Here is a 16,980-nt window from a genome sequence, read left to right on the forward strand (position 1 = left end):
CGCCGCGCGGGCGGCGGGCGGGCATCCCGCCGGTCGGGCGTCAGTCGGTCGGGCGGCGCAGGAGGCTGACCGCGAACGGCGCGTCGTCGCGCCACGGCCGCAGGTCCCAGGTGGCGAAGCGGTGCTCCAGGCGCAGCCCGGCGGCGACCGCGTCGGCGTCGAACGCGGTCAGCGGGTAGCCGCGCTCGGTGCCGAAGCCCACGGCCAGCACGCCGTCGGGGCGCAGGTGCCCGGCGAGTCGGCGCAGCACCTCCGGCTCGGTGCCGGCGGCGACGAAGGCGAGCACGTTGCCGGCGAGCACTGCCGCGTCGAACGGCTCCGGCTCGCCGAGCGTCGGCAGGTCCAGTTCGGCCAGATCGGCGACCAGCCAGCGCGGGCCGGGATAATCGGCGCGGGCGGCCTCCACAAGCGCGGGGTCGGCGTCGACCCCGACCACCGTGTGCCCTCGCTGGGCCAGCGCGGCACCCACCCGGCCGGTGCCGCTGCCGGCGTCGAGGATCCGCGAGCCGGGCGCGACGAGCGTGTCGACCAGCCGGGCCTCGCCGGCCAGGTCCGCTCCCTCGGCGGCGAGCTTGCGGAACCGGTCGATGTACCACTGCGAGTGCTCCGGACCGGTGTCGGTCGCCCAGCGGGTCGGGTTGGCCATACGGCCACCGTAACCGGGCCGGTCGGGGCGCGACGGACCGGTGCGGCAGGCGCACCGATCGGTGGCAGCTCAGCAGGGCGGTGCTCGGCGTGTCGACTCGCTCAGCTACCGACGATCAAGGGACGGGGGGCTGAGCGGCGTGACGCCGCCCAGCGCCCCCTACTCCTTTATTCAGCCCTTCTCCGCGCCGCTGGTCAGGCCCTCGGTGAGCAGCCGCTCGCTGGCGAAGAAGAGGATCACGATGGGCAGGGTGAGGACGACCGACCCGGCCATCAGCACCGTCTTGGGCACCTCCACGCCGTCGGCGAGCAGCGACAATCCCAGGGACACCGTCCACCGGTCCGGCTTGTCGACCAGGAACAGCAGGGCGAAGAGGAACTCGTTCCAGGCGATCATGAAGTCGTAGAGCGCGACCGCCATGATCGACGGCGCGGCGAGGGGCAGGCTGACCCGGCGGATGATGCCGAGGCGGCCGGCCCCGTCGATGGCCGCCGACTCCTCCAGACTGACCGGAATGGTCTCGAAGTAGTTCTTCAGCATGTAGACCGACACCGGCAGTGTCTGCGAGATGTAGACCAGCACCAGGCCGAACAGCGAGCCGCGCAGCCCGGCGAGACTGAAGACCACGAACAGCGGGATCGCGATGACGATCGACGGGAACAGGTAGACGGCCAGGAACAGGAAGTCGACCTGCCGCCGCCCGAAGAACCGCAGCCGGGCCACCGCGTACGCGCCGGGGATCGCGACGAGCAGCGTGAGCACAGTCGCCGCGACCGCGACGAGGCCACTGTTGCGGATGAAGGTGAGAAACCCCTGGCCGCCGTCGTCGGTGGCCCTGAGCACCTCGGCGTACGTGGCCACGGTCAACTCGCCGAAGCCGACGACAAGCGAGCCCGGGTCGAGCAGCAGCCGCTCGATGGGGCGCACCGAGAGCACGAGCATGTAGTAGAAGGGAAAGATGGTGACGACCAGGAACGCGGCGATCACCAGGCGGCGCAGCCAGCGGAGGCTCACCGTCTCGACCAGGTCCCGGTCCATCAGTCGACCCTCCGTCCGAAGAAGCGCAGGTAGATCAGCACGAACACGATGAGCACCACGGCCAGCACGACCGCCTGCGCGGCCGCCGCGCCGATGTCGGTACGGGCGGTGAGGAACTCGTACACCCGGACGCTCACCACCTCGGTGCCGGCGGCCCCGCCGGTGAGCAGGTAGACGTCGTCGAACTTGTTGAACGTCATGATGAAGCGCAGCACCCCCAGCAGGGCGATCACCGGGAGCAGTTGCGGCAGCAGGATGTGCCGGAACCGCTGGGTGGGCGTGGCGCCGTCGACGCGGGCGGCCTCCTCCAGCTCGCCGGGGACCGCCTGGAGCCGGGCCAGCAGGAACAGGAACGCGAACGGGAAGTAGCGCCACGCCTCGAACACGATGACGGTGGCCAGCGCTGTCGACTCCTGGGTGAGGAACGGCACCGGCGCGTCCCAGCCCAGCAGGCTCTGACCCCAGTGGTTGACGATGCCGAGCTGCGGGTCGAGCATCACCTGCCAGACGAAGGTGACCGCGACCACCGGCGCCACGTACGGCAGCAGCATGGAGGCCCGCACCAACGTGCGACCCCAGAACGGCCGGCGTACCACCAGGGCGGCGACCAGACCGAGCGCGATCGACCCGACGGTGCCGCCGATGCTGTAGAGCAGGGTGACCCACAGCGTGTCGGCGAAGCCGGGGGTGTGCAGCACCCGGTCGATGTTGTCCATGGTGAACTCGCCGAACAGCCCGGTCTTGCGCAGGGTGGCGAGCCGGACCCGCTGGAAGGCGAGCACCACGGTCCACACGATCGGGATGCCGATGACCGCGATGGTGACGAGCAGGGTCGGCGCGACCAGGGCGAGCCCGGCGCGGGACTCGCGGCGGCGCAGGGTCAGTGGTCGGCGGCGGGGCGACGCCGGCCGCTCCTCGGTGGGGGAGCGGCCGGTGTCGGGGGCGGTGGTGGTCAATTGACGCCCGCCTTGATCGCCTCGACGTCCTTCTTGGCCCGGCCGGCGGCGGCCGCCGCGTCGGACTTGCCGGACACGAGGTCGCCCAGCACCTTGGGCACCGGCAGCTCGCCGAGCATGGCGCCGACGAGCTTGCCCTGCCCCTGGCTGAGGCCCCACCGCTGGAACGTGTCCGGGCTGCTGCGCAGGGTGGCCAGGACCTCGTCGCCGTACACGTCGGCGAGCGGCTTCTTGGCGTCCACGCCGGCCTGGCTGGTGTTCCAGGCGGTGAGGAACGCCTCCGGCTCGGCCGGGGTGCCCTTGCGCACCGGGAACCGGCCCTCGGGGGACATGCCGAACCAGCGCGGGTAGCCGTCGCCGAGCATGTACTCCACGAAGGACTTCGCCGGGTCGGCCGCCGCGCCGTCCAGCACCGCCCACGAGCTGATCTCGCCGTACTGCGCGGGTTCGGTGCCGTTGGGGCCCTTGATCGCGGTGACGAACCCGCTGTTCTTGGCCAGGAACGTCGGGTCGGCCTGGCACTGCGGGCAGGTCGGCTTGGCGTCGTTACGCAGCCCGGCCAGCTCGTCGAGGATGAACGGTGACCAGACCACCATCGCCGCCTTGCCCGCGAAGTAGGTGGCCCGTGTGGTGTCCACGTCCTGCGCGCCCTTCACCGAGCTGGTGCGGATCAGGTCGCCGTAGAAGCGGAACGCCTCGACGCACTGCGGTGAGTCGAGTGTCACCGCGCCGGAGTCGTCGGTGAGCTGGCAGCCGTTGGCCAGAGCCAGGTGCTCGAAGGTCTGCTGGGTGAACACGTCGCTGGGGGAGGTGGCCGCGGTGATGCCGGCGACGCCGCCGGTGTTCAGCTTCGCCGCGGCGGTGGTGATCCGTTCGTACGTGTCGGGGGCCGGCAGACCGGCGGCGGCGAACAGGTCCTTGCGGTAGACGAGCAGCTGGCCCCACCCGTCGCTGGGCACGGAGAGCTGTTTGCCGTCGTCGGAGGTCAGCTCCAACGCTCGGGGTGAGAACGTCTGCCGGCCCAGCTTGTCGACGACCTCCGCGTTCGCCGAGGCGTGCAGCAGCTCGTTGCCGGCGAGCGTACGGATGCCGGCCAGGGAGACCGAGCCGACCACGTCGGGCAGGTCACCGGCGGCGGCGTTGGCGGCGATCAGGGACGGGAACTGGTCCTCGTTGACGGTCACGAGGTCTACCTGGATCCCGGTCTTCGCGGTGAAGTCCGCGATGATCGCCTTGGTGGCGGTGACCCGGTCGGCGACGTCTTCCAGGCTCCAAACGGTGATCTTTTTGCTGTTGCTGTCGGATCCGTCATCTCCGCAGGCCAGCAGGGTGGATGCGGTCAGTGCCATGATCAGGGTGGTGGCGAGTATCCGCCTCGGAGGTGCTGACATCGGTGGCACTCCTCTCGAAGGGTACATGCCGGATTCAACACCTTCGATAGATCAATAACAAGACATATTGCGATTTTGTGTCTATCCTGGAGCCCAGTGCTACCGGGATGTGACGCATGGGCAACTGGGTGGTCTCTCTCGCCGGGCCTCGACGGATCAGCCTCGAGCCCTGCCCGCCGGATCCGCTCGGCCCGGGCCAGGTCCGGGTCCGCACCCGCTACTCGGGCATCTCCGCCGGCACGGAGCTGACCCTCTACCGGGGCAGCAATCCCCGACTCCGCAAGGACTGGGACGACGCCGCCCGAATGTTCGTCCCCCGCCAGACCCCGGTGCCCTACCCGCTGATCGGCTTCGGCTACGAGGAGGTCGGCGAGGTCGTCGAGGTGGCGCCCGAGGTCGTCGACAGGCACCCGGGGCAACTCGTGTGGGGCATCTGGGGGCACCGGGCCGAGGCCGTCCTCGCCGCCGGGGCGGTCTGGCCGCTCCCCGCCGACCTGGACCCGCTCGCCGCGGTCTTCGCCCGGCCGGGCGCCATCGCGCTGACCGCCGTGCTCGCCGGTGACCTGCACCTGGGCGACTGGGTCGGCGTCTTCGGGCAGGGCGTCATCGGGCTGCTCGCCACCCGGCTCGCCGCGCTCTCCGGCGCCCGGGTGGTGGCCGTCGACCGGGTACCCGGCCGGCTGGCCCACGCCACCCGCTACGGCGCCCGGTCCACCGTGGACGTCGCGACCCAGTCCGCCGCCGCGGTGCTGCGTGACCTCACCGGCGGTCGGGGCGCGGACGTCTGCCTGGAGCTGTCCGGGGCGTACCCGGCGCTGCACGAGGCGATCCGCTCCACCGCACACGCCGGCCGGGTCGTGGCCGCCGGCTTCTACCAGGGCCAGGCCGACGCGCTCGGCCTCGGCGAGGAGTTCCACCACAACCGCATCCAGCTGGTGGCCGCCCAGGTCTCCGGGCCCACCCCCGCGCCGAGCATGGCCGGCCGGTGGACCGGAGACCGGGTCGCGCAGACCTTCATGGAGCTGGTGGCCGAACACAGCGTCGACCCGTTGCCGCTGGTCAGCCACATCGTCGACGCCAGCGCGGTCGCCGACGCCCTCGCGCTGCTCGACCGCGGCGCCGGTGACGTCCTCCAAGTGGTGCTGAGGTTCTAGATGACCACCATCGCGCTTGCCTGCCAGGAACAACTCCTGCCGGGCACCAACCTGATCCAGAAGTACGCCCTCGCCACCGCCCTCGGCTACCAGGGCATCGAGCTGCGCGGCCGCGGGAACCTCGCGTTCGCCGACCGGCTGCCCGAGTTGCGCCGGGCCCGCGCCGCCGGGGTGGCGATGCCCACCGTCTGCGTCGAGATGGACCACTTCATCGGCGACTTCGATCCCGCCCGGTCCGCCGACGCCGTCCGCAACCTGCGCTCCCAGCTCTCGGTCATCGCCGAGCTGGGCGGCGTGGGGGCGATGACTCCGGCCGCGTGGGGCATGTTCTCCCGGCGGCTGCCGCCGTTCGAGCCGCCACGCCCGCCCGCCGGCGACCGCCAGGTGCTCCTCGACGCCCTCGGCGAGCTGGGCGAACACGCCCGCGCCGAGGGGGTCACCCTCTTCCTCGAACCCCTCAACAGGTACGAGGACCACATGGTCAACCGGCTCGACGAGGCGGTCGCCCTCTGCGCCGCGCTCGGACTGCCCTCCGTGCGGGTCGTCGCCGACACCTTCCACATGAACATCGAGGAGGACGACATGCACCGGGCGCTGCGCGCCGCCGCTCCGTACCTCGGGCACGTGCAGGTCAGCGACTCCAACCGGTACCAGCCGGGCACCGGGCACCTGGACTGGCCGGCGCTCGTCCGGACCCTGCTGGAGCTGGACTACCGCGGCTGGCTGGCTCTGGAGTGCCGGCTGCGCGGCGACCCGGTCCGGGCCCTGCAACAGGCCGCGGCGGTGCTGCGGCACGCGCTGCCCCGGCGGGCCGCCGCATGACCGCCGGCGCCGTCCCCACCCGCACCGGCGGGCCCACCGACCTGGCCGGCCTGCGTCGGCTCGCCGTGGCCACCCTCGACGCCAACTGGGAACACGACCACACCGTCCCGTCGCGCACGCTCTACCCGCACCAGTGGAGCTGGGACTCCGCGTTCATCGCGGTCGGGTGGGCCCACGTACGTCCCGAGCGGGCCTGGCAGGAGCTGACGAGTCTGTTCCGGGCCCAGTGGGCCGACGGGCGGGTGCCGCACATCGTGTTCAACCCGGCGCTGCGCGTCGGCGCGTACTTTCCCGGCCCCGAGCTGTGGCGCTCGGCCGACGTCGAGGGCACGCCGACGATGGACACCTCCGGCCTGGTCCAGCCGCCGGTGCACGCGCTCGCCGCGCTGCTGGCGTACCGGCGGGCGCCCGATCCGGCCGGCCTGGCAGCCCTGCGCCGGCTCTATCCCGCGCTCGTCGCCCAGCAGCGGTATCTGGCCGAGCGGCGGGACGTCGCAGGCGACGGGCTGGTGTGCGTCGTACACCCGTGGGAGTCCGGTCTGGACAACAGCCCCGCCTGGGACGAGCCGATGGCCGCGGTCGACGCCGACGCGGCGGTCATGCGCGCGTACCGTCGGCACGACACCGCGCACGCCGACGCCGCGCACCGCCCCACGGACCTGGACTACGCGCGCTACCTGGCGATCGTCGCGGCCTACCGCGACCACGGCTACGCCGACCGGGACCTGGCCGACGGCCATCCGTTCCTGGTGGAGTGCCCGCTGTTCAACGCGGCGTTCGGGGCGGCCGAGCACGCGCTGGCCGAGATCGCCGCGCTGCTCGGCGTCGACCCCGCCGCGCACCGGGTCCGCGCGGACCGCGTCACCGAGGCGTTGGTACGACGGCTGTACGACCCCGGCACCGGCACGTTCCAGCCCCGCGACCTGCGCACCGATCGACTCGTCGGCGCGCGTACCGTGCTCGGGCTCGCGCCCCTGATCCTGCCCGACCTGCCCGCCCGGCACGTCGACGCGCTGGTCGCCGAGGCCCGGTCGCCGCGCTTCGGGGTGGCCCGGTGGATGGACCGGCCGCTGCCCACCCACGACCGCACCGCGCCCGACTTCGAAGCGCTGCGCTACTGGCGCGGGCCGAGCTGGCTGAACATCGGCTGGCTGGTGCGGCGCGGCCTGCTGACCCACGGGCGGCCGGAGCTGGCGGCCGGCCTGCGCCGCTCGATGATCGACCTGGTCGCCGGTGCGGGCTGCCACGAGTACTTCCACCCCGACACGGGCGCCGGGTTGGGCTCACCGGCGTTCGGCTGGACCGCCGCGCTGCTGCTCGACCTGCTGGCCGACTGAGTCTCTCTCGGCCGGCACCGGGTGGTAGCGTGCCCGCTCTCAGCGGGGCGGGAGGCGGCGTGCGCGAGATCGACAAGGTGGCCTGGATCCTCATCGAGGACGGGCGGGTGCTGAGCACCCGGTCGCAGGGCAAGGACGTGTGGTACCTGCCCGGCGGCAAGCGCGAGCCGGGGGAGAGCGACCTGGAGACCCTGCGCCGGGAGGTCGACGAGGAGTTGAGCGTCGAGGTCGACACGGGAAGCGCTGTGCACCTGGGCACGTTCAGCGCGCAGGCGCACGGGCACGCGACCGGGATCACCGTGCGGATGACCTGCTACCGGGCCGGCTACCGGGGGCGGTTGCGACCGGCCAGCGAGATCGCCGAGATGGCCTGGCTCGGATACGCCGACCGGCACCGCACCTCCCCGGTCGACCAGCTCATCTTCGACCACCTGCGGGACGCGGACCTGCTGCGCTGACGGTGTGCTGGTGGCTGGGCTGCCGTGTTGTCCGCGCCGTTTGGTGTCGGCGGCCCGGGGTAAGCGCGCGGCGTGACCGACAGCGCGGGCGGCGACGGGTTTCCGCACTTCATCGACGCGGTGTCCCGACGGTCCGGCCTGCCGACCGAGCAGGCCGCCGCGCTCGCCCGCGCGGTGCTCCAGACGATGGCCGAACGAGTGACCGGCGGCCCGCCGGATCTCACCGGACACCCTCCGGACGATCTCACCGGACACCTTCCGGACGAGGTCGACGGTTACCTAAACGGCGCGGCGCCGAGCCCACCCGCGAACCCGTCCAGCCCGCCTGCGGGTGTGGCGGGTTGGCCTGCGGACCCGGCTGGCCTGCCTGCGGACCCGGCTGGCTTGCCTGCGGACCCGGCTGGCCTGCCCGGGGGCCTGGCTGGGCTACCTGCGGAGCTGGCTGGCTCGTCCTCGGACCCGGTTCCCGATCCGGTCACCGGCGTCGACGGGCTCGACACCGGTGTGGGCCTCGACGTGGGTGGGCCTGTCACGACGCCACCGCCGGTGGACGCCGGGCCGGCTGAGTTCCTGCGCCGGGTGGGCCAACGCGCCGGGGTGGATCCGGCCACGGCACGGGCCGGCACCGGAGCCGTCTTCGCGACCCTGCGGGAGGCGGTGACCGTACGGGAGTTCCGGGAGATGGTCGCGCGACTGCCCCGCGACGACGATGGCGGCGCCGCGACCGGTCCGCCCGTATTGCCCGACCCGTCCACACCCTGACCCGCGCCTACGCCGCAGTCCGCGCTCCGGGCCGCCAAGATCCACTCGACTTTCTGCAAATCGGGGCATCCGCGGTCTCGGGACGCCCCGATTTGCAGGAACCGGAGTCGATCAAGCCTGGGACGGGGGCGGGCACCTAGGCCGTGTTTCGTAAGTGGGCGTGGGCCGGGTGAGGTCACGGCGTGGCGGTGATCGATAACTGAAGAGGTCTCCGGTAAGTGGGTTAGCGACCAAGCAAACCTGAATACCGGAGACCTCGTGGCCAGCCTAGCGGCGGCGGCGCGGCATGACCTGAGCGACATCCAGTGGCAGCACCTGCACCCGTTGCTGCCTGCGGAATCGTCGCGGGGAAGACCGTGCAAGTGGACCAGACGACAGATCATCGACGGCATACGGTGGCGGGTACGCACCGGTGCACCCTGGCGCGACGTGCCCGCGAACTACGCCCCATGGCAAACGCTGTATCGATGGTTCCGCCGCTGGCAACGTGACGGCACCTGGGCCCGCATCCTGGCCGGGCTCCAAGCCGCCGCCGACGCGGCCGGGCGCATCGACTGGAGCGTCAGCGTCGACTCCACGATCAGCCGCGCCCATCAACACGCCGCCGGTGCCCGTCGTGACGGCGATCGGCAGAAAGAACCACCCGGCGGGATCCATGCCGAGCCTGCCGATCACGCGCTGGGCCGGTCGCGGGGCGGGTGGACCACCAAGACTCATCTTGCCTGTGAACAGGGCCGCAAGGTCCTGGCCACCGTCGTCACGGCCGGACATCGCGGTGACAGCCCGCAATTCACCACGGTCCTCGACCGTATCCGCGTCACCCGGTCCGGGCCCGGTAGGCCCCGGACCCGCCCGCAGCAGATCTTGGCGGACCGGGCCTACACGTCCAAGGCCAACCGCGCATACCTGCGCCGACGCGGAATCAAGGCCTGCATCCCGAGCAAGAGCGACCAAGACGCCCACCGCCTCGCGAAAGGCTCCCGCGGCGGCCGGCCACCCGCCTTCAGTCCTGAAACCTACCGCCGACGCCACGCAGTCGAGTGCGGCATCAACCAGCTCAAGCAACACCGCGCCATGGCCACCCGCTACGACAAGCTGGCCGTCCGCTACGAAGCCACCCTGACCATCGCCGCCATCAACCAGTACCTCCGAGCTTTATGAAACACGGGCTAGGCGTCGGCGTCGGGCAGGTCGTCGGGCTCGGTGACCCACGCGGAGAAGACCGGCACCCCATGCCACGGCCCGGTGACGCCGTCGGCCCTGGTGTCGGTCGCGACGGCCACCACGGCGTACGGGTGGCCGAAGCGCAACTCGGCCGTGCGGGCGACGCCCTCCGGCGGCAGGCTCACCGTCCCGAACATGCCGGTCACCGCCGCCGCCTCGAAGCCGTACCGGCCGTACCGGGCCATCGCCACCTGCCGCGCCTCGAAGCCCTGCACCGGTTGGTCGAGCGCCCCGGCCAGCGCCGCCGTCGCCGCCGGGAAGCCCAGCGACTCGGCGGTCAGGTCGTGCTCACTGCGCGCCGACCAGCACGGGAGCACCGCGCTGTGTCGTTCTTCGCGGCCGTCGCGGGCGCGGGTCCGGACCCGCTCCTCCCGCAGCGTCCACAGCGCGGTGTCGCCGAGCGGCAGGTCGAACAGCGAACGGCGTCCGGCCGGTTGCGCGCCCTCGGCGGCGCCGGCACTGAGGTCGTACGCGACGGCCAGCACATCGGCCGGCGGCACGTGCGGTGCGGCGGCCACCGAGAGCACCACCAGTCCCGCGCCGTCGGTCGCCTGGGCCCGGGCGGCGTGCACGATCACGTCACCGGCCCGATCGGTCGTGACGATGGCCCCCTGGTGCCCGTGGTCCGGGCTGCGCAGCGCTCGCCGTAGGTCCCGTGCCCAGACGCTGGCCGGGCCGAGCGCGCGGGCGTCGGTGACCTCGAACGGCTGCGCCCAGGAGATCCGGGTGGCCAACGCGCTGGCCAGGGCGAACACGACGTCCGGGTGGACCTTCAGGGGGAACGTCTCGATCAGGCCGTCGGTGTGCTCGCGTGCCCACGCGTCCAACCCGGCCTGGTCGGGGAGCGCCCCGACCTCGGTCGCCGTGGGCAGGGCGGCCCGCCACCCGGCCGGCTCGTCGGTGCGTCGGCCCGGTCGGAGCCAGAGCGCGGTGGCCGACGCGACCAGCGGATGCGGCGCGTCGAGCAGGGTGCGGGCAACCTCCGCCGCGCGGGCCAGGTCCGTGCCCAGCGCGTCCGCCAGCCGCCCGGTCCCCGTTTCCGGCCCGGTCGCGGCCGCCAGGTCGTTCGCCGTTTTCGGCCCGGTCGCGGCCGCCAGGTCGGTGGCCTCCGTGGGGTCGGTCCCCGTTTTCGGCCGGGTCACCTGGTCGGCGTCGGCCGTCGCCGCGCTGAGGGCGAGCAGCAGCCAGGCGCCGAGCGGGGAGGCGACGTGGTGCCGGTCGCCGATCGTGGCGTGCAGCCGCTCGGCGTACGCGGCCAGCGGCCCGTGCAGGTCGGTCGTCATGCCCCCACTCTGCCCGCCGCGCCGCGCTCCGGCATCCCGCCGACGCGGGTCAGGACCACAGCTCGAACGGCTCGTCGATCTCCTCGCCGGCCAGGAAGGGCGTGACCAGCCGGGGGAGCTGCCCGGGGTAGAACCGTTGCCGGCTGGTCACCACCTCCGCCAGCGGCCACCAGCGGAAGCCGAAGTAGTCCTCGCGCTCGTAGTCGAGCCGGTCCGCCTCGTCGACGTCCGGGCCGGGCCGGGTCAGCCGTACGGCGACGATCACCTCGTCCTGGACGTGGCGCAGTTGCCGGTGCAGGAAACTCGCCCGTCGCCGCCAGGTCGGCGCGCCCACCTCGCCGACGTCGACCACGATGCCGGTCTCCTCGCGCAGCTCCCGCACGGCGGTGTCGCGGTACGTCTCACCGGGGTCCATGCCACCGCCGGGCAGCTCCCACCACGTGCCCAGCCGGGGATGGTCCGGGTCGCGGGTGTGGAACAGCAGCACCCGGTCGGTGTCGTCGAGGACCACCACGCGCACCGCGCGCCGCTGGAGGATCGGCAGGTCGTCGGGCAGTTCGTCCATCGGGCCAGTCTGCCGCAGTGCGCCGACTCCGGCGGCCCACGCCGGGGCCGGTAGGCTGCCCGCCGTGGCTGGTCTGTTGAGGAACGTGGCGCAACGCATCTCCCGGGTGGGCGCGGTCATCCCGTCGCCCCGGCGTACCGGGCCGGCCCCCGCGCGGGTGGCCCGCCCCCGTCAGGTGAGCGCGTTGCAGCGTCGGGAGCTGACCTACGCGCCCGAGCGGGACGGCCAGGCAGACCCCGGCGAGATCGTCTGGACCTGGGTGCCGTACGAGGACGACCCCCGCCAGGGCAAGGACCGTCCGGTGCTGGTGGTCGGGCGGCACAGCCGGACGTTGTTCGGGCTGATGCTGTCCAGCCAGAGCGAGCGGGACGGGCAGCGGCACTGGTTCGCGCTCGGCCCCGGCGAGTGGGACCGCGACAATCGGCCGAGCTGGGTCCGACTGGACCGCGTGCTCACCATGCGCGAGGACAGCATCCGTCGCGAGGGCGCCGTGCTGGACCGGCCCCGGTTCGACCGGGTCGGGCAGGCGCTGCGCGCCAACTACGGCTGGCGCTGACCGTACGCCTGCCGGCCAAGCCCGTAGGTGTCAGCCGGATGCCCCCCTCAGTGCCTGTCGACCTGCCCCAGCAGTGGGGCACGCGCCCGATCGCGCCGGGCGGGCGGTGGGCCGGCCGGGGGAGCCGTCGGCGTCCCTGTTCGGTTGTGGCGCGGCCCGGGCTGGTTCGTGGCGGCGTCCCTGGTCGGTTGTGGCGCGGCCCGGGCTGGTTCGTGGCGGCGTCCCTGGTCGGTTGTGGCGCGGCCCGGGCTCGGCTGCTTCGTGGCGGCGGCCCGGCCCGTTGTGGCGGTGGCCGGGAGTTTGTGGCGCGGCCCCGAGACCGGGCACGTCCAGTGGGTCGGCGGTAGGAGATCGCCGGCCGTCCCACGCATGGGGCAGCTCGACAGGCTGAGTAGGTGTGCATCCAGGTCGGCCGGCCGAGCCGGTGCGCGCTGGTCGAGCGTGCTGGCCCGTGGGGCGGTGGCGCGGTCCGGCACCTGACGCCGGCGTGACGCCGACGGTCAGGCGGGCTCGCGGCTCGGGCCGACGGCGGCGCCGCGCGCGTCCGGCGGGGGGTACGGCTGGTCGGCGAGCAGCCGGGCCAGGTGCGCGCTGTTGAGGGCCAGGGCTTTCGTGGTGCGGCCGGTGGTGTCCGGCTTGGCGCCGACGTCGCGATAGTCCACCGTGTGCAGCGCCTCGCCGACCCAGTAGGTGGCGCCGGCGGCGGGGCAGGTGAAACCGACCTCGTTGAGGGCCTGCTGCACCTGGCCGATGGTGTGGTGGGCGCCGTCCTCGTTGCCGACGACCGCCACCCCGGCCACCTTGCCGTAGGTGAGGAGCCGGCCCTCTGCGTCGGTCTCGGAGAGTTCGGCGTCGAGGCGTTCGAGGACCATCTTGCAGACGCTCGACGGCTGCCCGAGCCAGATCGGTGTGGCGATGATGAGCACCTGTGCCGCCAGCAGCTTGGCACGGATCGCGGGCCAGCCGTCGCCGTGCCCCTCGTCGGTCGACACCCCGAAGCGCACGTCGTGGTCGACGATCCGGACCAGCTCGCCGTCCACCCCCTGCGCGGCCAGTTCGGTCAGGACCTCCCGGCCGAGCTGCTCCGAACTGGACGGAGCGGGTGACGGCTTGAGGGTGCAGTTGAGCACGAGGGCACGGATGCTGGCCACGTCTTGTTCCTTCCGGCCATCGGGCAGGGCGACTGACCGCCATCCCATACCCGGGCACCGGCCCGAATCACGCCCTCGCGGTGCCGCTTTCGCGGAAGGTGTCGACCGGGAGGCGGAGCGCGGTATATTCAACCCATCGGTTGATAATCCACTTGGTTGAAAGCGACGTGATGACTGCAGATCCGGTCAGTGCCGTGTTCGCCGCGCTCGCCGACCCCACCCGCCGGGCCATCCTGGCGAGACTGGCGTCCGGCGAGGCGACGGTCAACGAACTGGCGGAGCCGTTCCCGATCAGCGTCCAGGCGATCTCCAAACACCTGGGGGTGCTGGAGCGCGCCGGGCTGATCGTGCGGACGCGCGAGGCGCAGTGGCGGCGCTGCCGGCTCGACCCGACACCGCTGCGCACCCTCGCCGAGTGGGTCGACCAGTACCGCCGGCTGTGGGACGAGCGTTACGACACCTTGGACGACTACCTGCGTGACCTGAAGGGGACCAGCCATGACCGACACCAGTGATCTGACCATCACCCAGCCCTCCGACCGCGAGATCACCATGACCCGGACGTTCGACGCTCCGCGCGAGTTGGTCTTCGCGGCGCACACCCAGGCCGAGCACCTCAAGCGCTGGTGGGGGCGGGGCAACCCGTTGGACACCGAGATCGACTTCCGGGAGGGCGGCCGCTACCGGCACGTCGAGCACGCCCCGGACGGCAGCGACTACGCCTTCCGGGGCGAGTTCCGGGAGATCGTCGTGCCGGAGCGGGTCGTGCAGACCTTCGAGTTCGAGAGGATGCCCGGCCACGTCGCGGTGGAGACGCTCGTCTTCACCGAGCACGACGGCCGCACGGTGGTCACCACCACCACGTCCTTCGACACCGCCCAGGACCGCGACGGCATGGTCGAGTCCGGCATGGCGCAGGGAGTTGCCGAGTCGTACGCCGCACTGGACCGCCACCTGGCCACGCTGCGCTGACGCGCCGCACGGCGGGCCGGCGTGCGGATAATCCCTGGCCGTGCGACGTGCCCGGTGGCACGGTGTCCGCATGGCGCGGGACGTATCACGGCAGGTGGCCGGCTGGGTCCGGGCGGACTTCGGTCTCGACCTGTCCACGCTGGACGAGGTCACTGATGGCGCGGACGAGCACGCACGCCTGTGGCGGGCCCGGACATCCGAGGGACGCCGGTACGCGGTCAAGCTCAGCGGTGGCGGCACGCCGGCCGGTCTGATCGTGACCGCGCACCTGGCCGCGCAGGGCGTGCCGGGGATCGCGGCGCCGCTGCGTACCCTCGACGGGCGTCTTCACGGTGACCGCGACGGGCGGCGGCTCTCCGCGGTGCCCTGGGTCAGCGACCAGCGGGCGCTCGACGGCCCGATGACCGAGGCGCACTGGCACGCCTACGGCGAGGTGTTGGCCGCCGTGCACGCGGTGCCGGTGACCGATGAGCTGGCGCGTGCGCTGCCGGCGGGCGGTGACGCGTACCCCTCGATCGTGGCCGCGACCCGCGACGTGGCCGGGCGGCTCCGCGACCGGACCGACCCCGGCGATCCGTTGGTCGCCGAGCTGGCGGCCACCTGGGCCTCCGTCGCCGACCGGGTGACCACGCTGATCCGGGGGGTCGAACGGCTGGCCGCCGCCCGGTCGGGGCCGGCGGTGGTCTGCCACGGCGACTCCCACCTGGGCAATCTGCTGCTCGGCCCCGATGGCCAGGTCTGGTTGATCGACTGGGATGACGCGGTGCTGGCCCCGCCCGAGTGTGACCTGATGTTCGTCGTGGGCGGCGTGCTCGCCTTCGCGCCGATCACGCCCGCGCAGGAGAGGGCCGTGCGCGCCGGGTACGGCGCTTCGGACATCGACGCGGCGCGGCTGGCCTGGTTCCTCGCCGTTCGCGCGCTCGACGACCTCAGCGACTGGACCCGCCAGGCGCTGGATCGTGCCGGCAGCCCCGACGATCGCGCGACGGCTGCCCGGATCGTACGGGGCCTCGTGTCGCCGGTCGGCCTGGTCACCCTCGCCGACACGGCGCTGCGTGACCTCGACGGGCCGCAGCACTGAGCAGGAAAACCCGGTGAAAAAACAGAAAAGGCAGGGAGATCGCGCTCCCTGCCACCTCTAACGTATATCGCACCGGGGGCCTTGCGGCAAGACCCCTGTGGTGCCGCAGAATCTGCACCCGAAGCCCACAATTGGGAAAATCGGGGGATTTCATGATCGACGTGATCATTGTCGGCGGTGGACCGACAGGTCTCATGCTGGCCAGCGAGTTGCGGCTGCACGGCGTGCGCGCGCTCGTGCTGGAGAGGGACACCGAGCCGACCCGCTACGTGCGTTCGCTCGGCCTGCACGCGCGCAGCATCGAGGTGCTGGACCAGCGCGGACTGCTGGAGCGTTTCCTCGCCCTGGGCACGCGGCATCCGCTGGGCGGTTACTTCGCCGCGATTCCCAAGCCGCCGCCGGTCGGCCTCGACACCGCGCACGCGTACGTCCTCGGCATCCCGCAGACCGTCACGGACCGCCTGCTGGCCGAACACGCCGTCGAGGTCGGCGTCGAGATCCTTCGCGGCCGCGAGCTGGTCGGAGTCGGCCAGGACGACGACGGGGTGACGGCGGAGCTGGCCGACGGCACGCGGCTGCGCTCCCGTTACCTGGTCGGCTGCGACGGCGGCCGGAGCACTGTGCGTCGGCTGCTCGGCGTCGGCTTTCCCGGCGAACCCAGCCGGGTCGACTCGCTGCTGGGCGAGATGGAGGTGGGCGTGTCACCGCAGACGGTGGCCGACGTGGTGGCCGAGGTGCGCAGGACCCACCTGCGGTTCGGCCTCGGGCCGCTCGGGGACGGCGTCTACCGGGTCCTCGTTCCCGCCGAGGGGGTGGCCGAGGATCGCTCGGTCCCGCCGACAATCGAGGAGTTCCAACACCAACTGCGGGCGTACGCGGGCACCGACTTCGGCGTGCACTCGCCGCGCTGGCTCTCCCGCTTCGGTGACGCCACCCGGTTGGCCGAGCGCTACCGGGTCGGTCGGGTGCTGCTGGCCGGCGACGCCGCGCACATCCACCCGCCGACCGGCGGGCAGGGGCTCAACCTCGGCATCCAGGACGCGGTGAACCTCGGCTGGAAACTGGCCGCCGAGGTCACCGGCTGGGCGCCCGAAGGGCTGCTGGACAGCTACCACACCGAGCGGCACCCCGTCGCTGCCGACGTGCTCGTCAACACCCGCGCGCAGATGTTCCTGCTGTCGCCCGATCCGGGGCCGCAGGCGGTACGCCACCTGCTGGCGGAGCTGATGGACTTCGAGGACGTGAACCGGCACCTCATCGAGAAGGTCACCGCGATCGGGGTCCGCTACGACTTCGGCGCGGGCCACGAGCTGCTCGGCCGGCACCTGCGGGACGTGCGGCTCAGGCGGGGACGCCTCTACGAGCTGATGCACGCCGGTCGTGGGCTGCTGCTCGACCAGACCGGCCGGCTCTCTGCCGCCGGGTGGGCCGACCGGGTCGACCACGTCGTCGACGTCGGTGCCGAACTGGACATACCGGCCGTGCTGCTGCGCCCGGACGGCCACGTGGCGTGGGCCGGTGACGATCAGGCCGATCTGGAGGACCACCTGCCCCGGTGGTTCGGCCGACCCGCCACCTGAGCGG

18 protein-coding genes are annotated in these 16,980 nt (G+C 72.7%); 11 read left to right on the plus strand and 7 right to left on the minus strand.

The annotated features are described in order from the left end of the window. Positions 1 to 40: 40 nt before the first annotated feature. From MILUP08_RS15520 to MILUP08_RS15535, 4 genes are all read right to left on the minus strand, one after another. Positions 41 to 646, minus strand: a complete 606-nt coding sequence (locus MILUP08_RS15520) for a class I SAM-dependent methyltransferase (RefSeq protein ID WP_007459262.1) — start codon at positions 644 to 646, stop codon at positions 41 to 43. Positions 647 to 817: 171 nt separating this feature from the next. After that, on the minus strand, positions 818 to 1,684 hold the full coding sequence (locus MILUP08_RS15525) for a carbohydrate ABC transporter permease (RefSeq protein ID WP_007459264.1): 867 nt from the start codon (positions 1,682 to 1,684) through the stop codon (positions 818 to 820). Beyond that, entirely contained in the window at positions 1,684 to 2,640 is a 957-nt protein-coding gene (locus MILUP08_RS15530; RefSeq protein WP_007459267.1) for a carbohydrate ABC transporter permease, read from the minus strand. The genes MILUP08_RS15525 and MILUP08_RS15530 overlap by 1 nt, the downstream gene beginning before the upstream one ends. Beyond that, positions 2,637 to 4,031 carry an ABC transporter substrate-binding protein gene (locus MILUP08_RS15535; protein WP_007459269.1) on the minus strand — a complete coding sequence of 465 codons (1,395 nt, stop codon included), beginning with the start codon at positions 4,029 to 4,031 and terminating at the stop codon, positions 2,637 to 2,639. Before MILUP08_RS15535 ends, MILUP08_RS15530 begins: the two co-directional genes overlap by 4 nt. Positions 4,032 to 4,147: 116 nt before the next feature. On the opposite strand from MILUP08_RS15535, the gene MILUP08_RS15540 reads away from it, so the two are divergent. The 6 genes from MILUP08_RS15540 (at position 4,148) to MILUP08_RS15565 (ending at position 9,725) form a co-directional block, all read left to right on the plus strand. Next, positions 4,148 to 5,185, plus strand: a complete 1,038-nt coding sequence (locus MILUP08_RS15540) for a zinc-dependent alcohol dehydrogenase (RefSeq protein ID WP_007459271.1) — start codon at positions 4,148 to 4,150, stop codon at positions 5,183 to 5,185. Continuing rightward, positions 5,186 to 6,007 (plus strand): sugar phosphate isomerase/epimerase family protein, encoded by an 822-nt coding sequence (locus MILUP08_RS15545; protein ID WP_007459273.1) that lies wholly within the window; start codon positions 5,186 to 5,188, stop codon positions 6,005 to 6,007. After that, complete coding sequence (locus MILUP08_RS15550; RefSeq protein ID WP_007459275.1) at positions 6,004 to 7,344, plus strand: MGH1-like glycoside hydrolase domain-containing protein; 1,341 nt, start codon at positions 6,004 to 6,006, stop codon at positions 7,342 to 7,344. The genes MILUP08_RS15545 and MILUP08_RS15550 overlap by 4 nt, the downstream gene beginning before the upstream one ends. Before the next feature lie 59 nt (positions 7,345 to 7,403). After that, entirely contained in the window at positions 7,404 to 7,802 is a 399-nt protein-coding gene (locus MILUP08_RS15555; protein ID WP_007459277.1) for an NUDIX hydrolase, read from the plus strand. A 72-nt stretch (positions 7,803 to 7,874) separates the two neighbouring features. After that, on the plus strand, positions 7,875 to 8,564 hold the full coding sequence (locus MILUP08_RS35355) for a DUF2267 domain-containing protein (protein ID WP_007459279.1): 690 nt from the start codon (positions 7,875 to 7,877) through the stop codon (positions 8,562 to 8,564). A 258-nt stretch (positions 8,565 to 8,822) separates the two neighbouring features. Beyond that, positions 8,823 to 9,725, plus strand: a complete 903-nt coding sequence (locus MILUP08_RS15565; protein ID WP_007455974.1) for an IS5 family transposase — start codon at positions 8,823 to 8,825, stop codon at positions 9,723 to 9,725. Between the two features lie 8 nt (positions 9,726 to 9,733). Here MILUP08_RS15565 and MILUP08_RS15570 read toward each other — a convergent pair whose 3' ends face one another. Further along, positions 9,734 to 11,071, minus strand: coding sequence for a serine/threonine-protein kinase (locus MILUP08_RS15570; RefSeq protein WP_007459281.1), 1,338 nt, complete (start codon positions 11,069 to 11,071; stop codon positions 9,734 to 9,736). 49 nt (positions 11,072 to 11,120) lie between these two features. Beyond that, positions 11,121 to 11,636, minus strand: coding sequence for an NUDIX hydrolase (locus MILUP08_RS15575; RefSeq protein ID WP_007459283.1), 516 nt, complete (start codon positions 11,634 to 11,636; stop codon positions 11,121 to 11,123). Positions 11,637 to 11,700: 64 nt separating this feature from the next. On the opposite strand from MILUP08_RS15575, the gene MILUP08_RS15580 reads away from it, so the two are divergent. Then, the gene (locus MILUP08_RS15580; RefSeq protein ID WP_007459285.1) at positions 11,701 to 12,192 is read left to right on the plus strand and encodes a type II toxin-antitoxin system PemK/MazF family toxin; all 492 of its coding nucleotides are present in this window, start codon (positions 11,701 to 11,703) and stop codon (positions 12,190 to 12,192) included. Between the two features lie 500 nt (positions 12,193 to 12,692). On the opposite strand, the gene MILUP08_RS15585 is transcribed toward MILUP08_RS15580, so the two are convergent. After that, complete coding sequence (locus MILUP08_RS15585) at positions 12,693 to 13,343, minus strand: flavodoxin family protein (protein ID WP_007459289.1); 651 nt, start codon at positions 13,341 to 13,343, stop codon at positions 12,693 to 12,695. A 170-nt stretch (positions 13,344 to 13,513) separates the two neighbouring features. On the opposite strand from MILUP08_RS15585, the gene MILUP08_RS15590 reads away from it, so the two are divergent. From MILUP08_RS15590 to rox, 4 genes are all read left to right on the plus strand, one after another. Continuing rightward, complete coding sequence (locus MILUP08_RS15590) at positions 13,514 to 13,858, plus strand: ArsR/SmtB family transcription factor (protein WP_007459291.1); 345 nt, start codon at positions 13,514 to 13,516, stop codon at positions 13,856 to 13,858. Next, positions 13,842 to 14,315: an SRPBCC family protein gene (locus MILUP08_RS15595; protein WP_007459293.1), complete on the plus strand. Its 474-nt coding sequence runs from the start codon at positions 13,842 to 13,844 to the stop codon at positions 14,313 to 14,315. Before MILUP08_RS15590 ends, MILUP08_RS15595 begins: the two co-directional genes overlap by 17 nt. A gap of 70 nt (positions 14,316 to 14,385) precedes the next feature. Further along, positions 14,386 to 15,396 (plus strand): phosphotransferase enzyme family protein, encoded by a 1,011-nt coding sequence (locus MILUP08_RS15600; protein ID WP_007459294.1) that lies wholly within the window; start codon positions 14,386 to 14,388, stop codon positions 15,394 to 15,396. Between the two features lie 152 nt (positions 15,397 to 15,548). Continuing rightward, positions 15,549 to 16,976, plus strand: coding sequence for a rifampin monooxygenase (gene rox, locus MILUP08_RS15605; RefSeq protein WP_007459296.1), 1,428 nt, complete (start codon positions 15,549 to 15,551; stop codon positions 16,974 to 16,976). Positions 16,977 to 16,980 lie beyond the last annotated feature (4 nt).

This window comes from Micromonospora lupini str. Lupac 08 (assembly GCF_000297395.2).
Taxonomy (GTDB): Bacteria; Actinomycetota; Actinomycetes; order Mycobacteriales; family Micromonosporaceae; genus Micromonospora; species Micromonospora lupini.

Bases quoted from the DNA above. Each gene is read 5' to 3' on its own strand.
- MILUP08_RS15575 (WP_007459283.1), bottom strand. From the start codon at position 11,636: ATGGACGAACTGCCCGACGACCTGCCGATCCTCCAGCGGCGCGCGGTG.
- rox (WP_007459296.1), top strand. From the start codon at position 15,549: ATGATCGACGTGATCATTGTCGGCGGTGGACCGACAGGTCTCATGCTG.
- MILUP08_RS15540 (WP_007459271.1), top strand. From the start codon at position 4,148: ATGGGCAACTGGGTGGTCTCTCTCGCCGGGCCTCGACGGATCAGCCTC.
- MILUP08_RS15600 (WP_007459294.1), top strand. From the start codon at position 14,386: ATGGCGCGGGACGTATCACGGCAGGTGGCCGGCTGGGTCCGGGCGGAC.
- MILUP08_RS15570 (WP_007459281.1), bottom strand. From the start codon at position 11,071: ATGACGACCGACCTGCACGGGCCGCTGGCCGCGTACGCCGAGCGGCTG.
- MILUP08_RS15550 (WP_007459275.1), top strand. From the start codon at position 6,004: ATGACCGCCGGCGCCGTCCCCACCCGCACCGGCGGGCCCACCGACCTG.
- MILUP08_RS15535 (WP_007459269.1), bottom strand. From the start codon at position 4,031: ATGTCAGCACCTCCGAGGCGGATACTCGCCACCACCCTGATCATGGCA.
- MILUP08_RS15595 (WP_007459293.1), top strand. From the start codon at position 13,842: ATGACCGACACCAGTGATCTGACCATCACCCAGCCCTCCGACCGCGAG.
- MILUP08_RS15545 (WP_007459273.1), top strand. From the start codon at position 5,186: ATGACCACCATCGCGCTTGCCTGCCAGGAACAACTCCTGCCGGGCACC.
- MILUP08_RS15520 (WP_007459262.1), bottom strand. From the start codon at position 646: ATGGCCAACCCGACCCGCTGGGCGACCGACACCGGTCCGGAGCACTCG.
- MILUP08_RS15525 (WP_007459264.1), bottom strand. From the start codon at position 1,684: ATGGACCGGGACCTGGTCGAGACGGTGAGCCTCCGCTGGCTGCGCCGC.
- MILUP08_RS15590 (WP_007459291.1), top strand. From the start codon at position 13,514: ATGACTGCAGATCCGGTCAGTGCCGTGTTCGCCGCGCTCGCCGACCCC.